3 protein-coding genes and 1 pseudogene are annotated in these 6,126 nt (G+C 73.0%); all 4 read right to left on the reverse strand.

The window, feature by feature from the left end:
• Positions 1–1,087: pseudogene (locus tag NH339_RS16950) on the reverse strand (primosome assembly protein PriA); the annotation flags it as partial.
• Between the two features lie 151 nt (positions 1,088–1,238).
• A complete protein-coding gene (locus tag NH339_RS16955) occupies positions 1,239–4,040 on the reverse strand; it encodes an aconitate hydratase (RefSeq protein WP_253027184.1) in 2,802 nt (933 codons plus the stop codon).
• Positions 4,041–4,230: 190 nt separating this feature from the next.
• Positions 4,231–4,968, reverse strand: coding sequence for a hypothetical protein (locus NH339_RS16960; RefSeq protein ID WP_253027185.1), 738 nt, complete (start codon positions 4,966–4,968; stop codon positions 4,231–4,233).
• Positions 4,965–6,126: SCO7613 C-terminal domain-containing membrane protein (locus NH339_RS16965; RefSeq protein WP_253027186.1), on the reverse strand; the 1,162-nt coding region annotated here is incomplete at its 5' end. The genes NH339_RS16960 and NH339_RS16965, both read right to left, overlap by 4 nt.

Genomic DNA, 6,126 nt, shown 5'->3' on the forward strand with positions numbered 1-6,126 from the left:
AGGCGCGACGCCGGGTGACCGCCTCGGCCCGGACCGACCGTGCCCAGCCCGACGCGACCAACGACTGGCCCTCCGCCGTGCGCGCGTAGCCCGCCAGGAGCAGCGCCGTGTCCTCCCGGACGGCGCGGGTGAGCAGCACCTCGCGGGTGTGCAGGTACGGGGCGCGGGGCTCGACGTACAGGTCGTCGCCGTCGTCCCAGAGCGCCACGAGGCCCAGCTGCCGGACGGGCGCGAAGGCGGCGGCGCGGGTGCCCAGCACCACCGACACCTCGCCCCTCGCGACGGCCAGGAACGCCCGGTAGCGCTCGGCGGGCTTCTGCGCGGACGACAGGACCACGTGACGTCCGTCGCCGAGGACGGAGCCGAGCACGGTGTCCCAGTGGTCGAGGTCGCGGGCGTCGGGGACGCAGACCACGCTGCCGCGACCGGAGCGCAGCGTGGCCAGCACCGCCTCCGCGACGGCGACCGCGGGGTCGCGCAGCGGGAGAGCCTCCCACACGACGCGCGGCGCTCCGCCGGACTCCAGCGCGGTGAGGAGGGTGGGGCCGTCCGGCCACAGGTGCCAGGCCTCGTCGTCGACGTCGGGCAGGGGACCCTCGGGCGCGGGGGTCGACGGACGTGCCTCGACCCGTGCCTGACGGGGCGGGACGGCCAGGCGCAGCACGTCGGACAGCGTGCCCGCCCAGCGGTCGGCGACCTCGCGAGCCAGTCCGAGCACCTCCGGGCTCAGCACCGGTTCGGCCGACACGACCTTGGCCAGTGGCGCGAGCCGGCCCTGGTGCGACGACCCGCCGCCGACACCGACCACGAACCCGTCGGTGAGTCGCCCGGCGAAGCGCACCTTGACCCGGCATCCGGGCACGGGCTGCGGATCGAGCTCGGGGGGCACCGCGTAGTCGAAGAGCCGGTCGAGGTGCGGCAGCGGCGTGTCGACCGCCACCCGCGCGACCAGCACGGGCTCGGGGTCAGGACCAGGCTGGTCGGCCGCCTCCGGGCCCGCTGCCGCCTGGGTCGTCGGTGGGGGCTGGGTCGTCGGTGGGGGCGAGGGCGGCAGCGCGAGGAGCTCGAGCTGGTCGCTGGTGGTCACGCGGACTGTCTACCAGTCGGCTCCGACGGCGCGACCGCCCCACCATGGCCCCACCCACGGGCCCGTCACGGTCCCACCCACGACGGACGAGACGCCGCCCCCGGGCCGGGGACGGCGTCTCGTGCGGTGCGGCGGCCCGGAGGCCGGGCGCTCAGTCCAGCAGGCTGCGCAGGACGTACGGCATGATGCCGCCGTTGCGGTAGTAGTTCGCCTCGCCGGGGGTGTCGATGCGCACGACCGCGTCGAACTCGACGGTGTCACCGCCGTCCTTCGTGGCGACGACCTTGACCGTCTTCGGCGTGCGGCCCTCGTTGAGCTCCGTGACGCCGGTGACCGAGAAGGTCTCCTCGCCCGTGAGGCCCAGCGACTCGGCGTTCTCGCCCTGCGGGAACTGCAGCGGGAGGACGCCCATGCCGATGAGGTTCGAGCGGTGGATGCGCTCGTAGGACTCCGCGATGACGACCTTCACGCCCAGCAGGGCCGTGCCCTTGGCCGCCCAGTCGCGCGACGAGCCCGAGCCGTACTCCTTGCCCGACAGGACGACCAGCGGCACGCCGGCGGCCTGGTAGTTCTGCGACGCGTCGAAGACGGTCGTGACCTCTCCCCCGGCCGTGAAGTCGCGCGTGAAGCCGCCCTCGGTGCCCGGGGCGATCTGGTTGCGCAGGCGGATGTTCGCGAACGTGCCGCGGATCATGACCTCGTGGTTGCCGCGGCGCGAGCCGAGGGAGTTGAAGTCACGCGGCTCGACGCCCTTCTCCATCAGGTACTTGCCCGCGGGGCTGTCCTTCTTGATGGCACCGGCCGGGCTGATGTGGTCGGTCGTCACCGAGTCGCCGAGCTTGAGGAGCACGCGGGCGCCCTCGATGTCGGTGACCGGCTCCGGCTCCAGGCCCATGCCGTCGAAGTACGGCGCCTTGCGGGCGTACGTGGAGTCCTCGTCCCAGGCGAACGTGTCGCCCTCGGGCGTCGGCAGGTTCTGCCAGCGCTCGTCGCCCGCGAAGACGTCGGCGTACTCCTTGCCGAACGTGTCGCTCGTGATCGAGGAGGCGATGACGTCCTCGACCTCGGCCGGGGACGGCCAGATGTCCTTGAGGTACACCGGGTTGCCGTCGGTGTCCTCGCCGAGCGGCTCGGTCGTGATGTCGACGTCCATCGAGCCGGCGATGGCGTAGGCGACCACCAGCGGCGGGGACGCCAGGTAGTTCATCTTGATGTCCGGGTTGATGCGGCCCTCGAAGTTGCGGTTGCCCGACAGCACCGAGACGACGGCGAGGTCGTTCTCGTTGACGGCGGCGCTCACCTCGGGGATGAGCGGACCGGAGTTGCCGATGCAGGTCGTGCAGCCGTAGCCGACGAGGTTGAAGCCCAGCTTGTCGAGGTAGGGCGTCAGGCCGGAGCGGTCGTAGTAGTCCGAGACGACCTTCGACCCGGGGGCCAGCGTCGTCTTGACCCACGGCTTGCGCGACAGGCCCTTCTCGACGGCCTTCTTCGCCAGGAGCGCCGCGCCGATCATGACCGACGGGTTCGACGTGTTGGTGCACGACGTGATCGCGGCGATGGTGACGGCGCCGTGGTCGAGCGTGAACGTCTGGCCGTCGAGCGTGACCTCGATCGGGTTGCTCGGGCGACCGCCGTCGGCGGGGACGCACGACAGGTAGTCGCGCGAGGGCGTGGTGCCCTCGGAGTCCGACGCCGGCGGGTCGGACGCCGGGAACGACTCCTCGAGCGCCTCGTCGTACTTGCCGGTCGTCGTGTCGGCCTCCTCCTCCACGTAGGCGGCGAGCGCGCCACGGAAGCCCTGCTTGGCCGACGTCAGCTCGACGCGGTCCTGCGGACGCTTCGGGCCGGCGATCGACGGCACGACCGTCGACAGGTCGAGCTCGAGGTACTCGGAGTAGCGCGGCTCGTGGTCGGGGTCGTGCCACAGGCCCTGGGCCTTGGCGTAGGCCTCGACGAGCGCGACCTGCTCGGCGCTGCGGCCGGTCAGCTCGAGGTACTTCGTGGTCTCCTCGTCGATCGGGAAGACCGCGATGGTGGAGCCGTACTCGGGGCTCATGTTGCCGATCGTGGCGCGGTTGGCCAGCGGGACGGCGCCGACGCCGGAGCCGTAGAACTCGACGAACTTGCCGACGACGCCGTGGTCGCGCAGCATCTCGGTGATCGTGAGCACGAGGTCGGTCGCCGTGGCGCCCTCGGGCAGCTCGCCGTGGAGCTTGAAGCCGACGACGCGCGGGATGAGCATGCTGATCGGCTGGCCGAGCATCGCGGCCTCGGCCTCGATGCCGCCCACGCCCCAGCCGACGACGCCGAGGCCGTTGACCATGGTGGTGTGGGAGTCGGTGCCGACGCAGGAGTCGGGGTAGACCGTGCCGTCCTTGTCGAACACGACGCGCGCGAGGTGCTCGATGTTGACCTGGTGCACGATTCCGGTTCCGGGCGGGACGACCTTGAAGTTGTCGAAGGCGCCCTGGCCCCAGCGCAGGAACTTGTAGCGCTCGCCGTTGCGCTCGTACTCGATCTCGACGTTGCGCTCGAACGCCTCGGGCGTGCCGAAGACGTCGGCGATCACGGAGTGGTCGATGACCATCTCGGCGGGCGCGAGCGGGTTGATCTTCGACGGGTCGCCGCCGAGGTCGACCATGGCCTCGCGCATGGTGGCGAGGTCGACGACGCACGGGACGCCGGTGAAGTCCTGCATGATCACGCGTGCGGGCGTGAACTGGATCTCCTGGTCGGGCTCGCTCGACGGGTCCCAGGCGGCGATCGCCTTGATGTCGTCGGCCGTGATGTCGGCCCCGTCCTCGGTGCGCAGCAGCGCCTCGAGCAGGACCTTCAGGCTGAACGGGAGCGTGGCGACGTCGAGGCCGTCACCCTGCACCGCGTCGAGCTTGAAGTACGTGTAGCTGGTGCCGTCCACCTCGAGCGTCTGCTCGGCGTTGAAGCTGTCGACCATGGGCTGTCTCCTTCGCGTCGGGTTCCATCCTGCCGACCGGACCGCCGGGCTGCCAGGTCAGGTGCGCCTTACCTGACGCCCTCCTGGCTGCCGCGGCACGAGCACCGTGGGGGCGTCCGGCCGAGAAAGTCTCTTGATGTCAAGATACACGATGTCAAGAGGAATGTCCGACGCAGCGGGAGCCGACGCGTCAGAAGAGCCCGGGCCAGCGCCAGAGGAGCGGCCACATGAACGCCAGCTGCGCCGCGCACACCGCCAGGACGCCCACCACCCCGACGGCGTCGAGGACGACGAGCGCGCGACGCCGCGGCACCGAGGTGGCCGCGTCGTCGCCGTGCGCCCGGACGACCTCGGTGCCGGCGACGCGGTCGAGCACGCCGCGGTGCATGCCGAGGAGCAGCGGCACGAGCAGCGCCAGGAGGCCCAGGTAGGCCGCGAACCCCAGGTGCCACGCGTCCGGCGTGGCCGAGCGCAGGACCGTGGGCAGGCCGATGGGCACGGCCGCCACCGCAAGGTCGATGAGCACCGCGGCGGCGAGCCCGCGCAGCAGCCCACGCGCGGCCCCGGTCGGGCCCCCGTCGCCGGCGCGGACGACACGCAGGCTCTCGCGGTGCTTGCCGATGCTGTGCCCGCGCACGCCTTGGCGCAGGCCGTTGTTCCACAGGACGAAGAGCTCACCGGCGACGAGGCCGCCCAGCAGCAGGCCGTCGGAGCGACCCAGGGTCCAGACGTCGCCGGTCGTCGCGCTGCCCAGGATCCGCGCGACGAGCACGACCAGGGCGCCTGCGGTGAAGGCGACGCAGAACAGCAGCACGTCCTGGGCGAGGGCCGAGCGTCGCAGGTCGCCGACGGTGCGCTCCTCCTCCCCGAGGGTGCGTTCCTCCCCGCCGACGTCGGACGCGGGCGTGAGGTCCTGGGCGTCGTTCATCGCATCGCTCCGATCCAGCGGGCGGCCGCGCGGCCGTCGCGCACCCGACTCTCCCACGTCATGCCCACCGCGAGCATCGACACACCGGCGACGGCGATGAGGATCCAGCGCGGGAGCGCGACGGCGACGGGACCGAGCTGGACGAGGAGCAGCAGCCCCACCAGGACGGCCCCTGCCGCGAAGGGCGCGAGCCAGCGCAGCCGGACGCCGAGCGCCAGCACGGCGAGCGACACGAGCCCCAGCGCGAGCCCGCGCGGACTCGTCGGGGCCAGGAGCGCCTGCGGCAGGCTCGGCAGGAGCCCGAGCACGAGCCCCGGCCCGAGCGCGACCACCGTGCTGCGCGGCGGCTCGGTCCGCAGCAGCACCCACGCCCCGGCAGCGAGCAGCACGAGCGCGAACGGGACGGTGTAGGCCTCGACCACCCCGACGTCGCTGGCCACCAGCCGCAGCACGTAGGCGATGCCGAGCGGCACGGGCGCCACCCATCGCAAGGCGGCCCGGTCGGGGACGAGGAGCGAGACGAGCACGAGCGTCGCGCCGAGCAGCGTGAGCAGGAGCGCGAGCCAGCCCAGAGACGTCGTCCCGGCCGCCCAGAGCACGGTGACGATGAGCACGGTCGCGGCGGCCAGCTCGACCCCACGACGTCCTCGACGGTCGTCGAGGAGTGCCGACGCGCCCGCCCCGACCACGAGGGCCGTCAGCAGGACGACGAGCGAGGCGACGGTCGCGGGCGCGTCGACCAGCGCCAGGACCGGGACCGTCGAGACGATCGTGGTCCCTGCCGCCGCCGACGTGGCGACGTCGCGCCAGGGCTGCCCGTCGTCCGGCAGCGCGCAGACGCCGAGCAGGACGGCGGCCAGGGGCCAGGCGACCACGGCCGTGCCCCAGTCGCCGATGCACACGACGACGGCGGCTGCCGCGAGCACACCGCCGACCGCCCGCAGGACGGCGCGGTCGGCGACCAGCAGCGAGACCAGGACGGCCGCCGCAGCCGGGAGCAGGAGGGTGGCGGCGAGCCACACGACGTCGAGGTCGACCACGGCCGCGGCGACGAGCACCCCGCCCACCGCGTCGTCAACGCGGCGCGCGCGGGCGGGGCGGAGGGCGACGCGGAGGGCAAGGGGGCCTCCCACGCCATCGCCCGGCTCGCCCCCCCCC

This window comes from Aeromicrobium sp. CnD17-E, assembly GCF_024124745.1.
In the GTDB taxonomy this organism is placed as follows: Bacteria; Actinomycetota; Actinomycetes; order Propionibacteriales; family Nocardioidaceae; genus Aeromicrobium.

Coding starts and splice junctions, on each gene's coding strand:
- NH339_RS16955 (WP_253027184.1), bottom strand. CDS start 4,040: ATGGTCGACAGCTTCAACGCCGAGCAGACGCTCGAGGTGGACGGCACC.
- NH339_RS16960 (WP_253027185.1), bottom strand. CDS start 4,968: ATGAACGACGCCCAGGACCTCACGCCCGCGTCCGACGTCGGCGGGGAG.